This is a genomic window from Metamycoplasma equirhinis, from assembly GCF_006385185.1.
Lineage (GTDB): Bacteria > Bacillota_I > Bacilli_A > Mycoplasmatales > Metamycoplasmataceae > Metamycoplasma > Metamycoplasma equirhinis.
This window is the reverse complement of the sequence record NZ_VFIX01000064.1, coordinates 1-513: the sequence shown is the minus strand read 5'-3', so window position 1 is coordinate 513 and position 513 is coordinate 1. Positions and strand designations below refer to the sequence as shown.

Annotated in this window: 1 protein-coding gene; it reads right to left on the bottom strand. The window is 66.1% G+C overall.

Going from position 1 to position 513, the window contains the following annotated elements; all coding sequences use genetic code 4:
* The coding region (locus tag FJM08_RS08660; RefSeq protein ID WP_211331355.1) for a PDDEXK family nuclease at positions 1 to 513 on the bottom strand (513 nt) is incomplete at both ends.

Sequence of the window (513 nt, the reverse complement as noted above, 5' to 3'; positions counted from 1 at the left end):
ATCGACGTCGGTGAGCTTCACGACTGCAGCCTTCCCCGGTCGAGCAGATCCGAGAGCGCCACCACCAACGCCGTGGGCGGGTTCCAGGTGAACACACCGGCCGGATGCCCGGCCGTCACCGGCGTCGCCGCACCGCACATGCCCCGCACAAACAGGTACAGCACCCCGCCGAGATGGCGCGCCGGAGCGTAATCCCGCTGCCGCCACCGCAGAAAGCGGTGCAGCACAACAACATACAGCAGCGCCTGCAGTGGGTAGTCCGAATGCAGCATGGCCTCGGTCAACCGCTCGAAGCCGTAATCGGCGGCGGTGTCACCAAGGTGATTGGTCTTGTAATCGACCACCAGATATCGCTGCCCGGGTAGCCGCAGCACCACGTCGATCGACCCCGCCAGGTAGCCACGCAGTGGTTGATCACCCAACCCGGCCGAACCAAGCCGATCGGAGTAGGGCAACAACGGGTCGTCGCCGGGCAGGTGCGACGCCAGCACCTCACCCACGTCTGACCGCGAC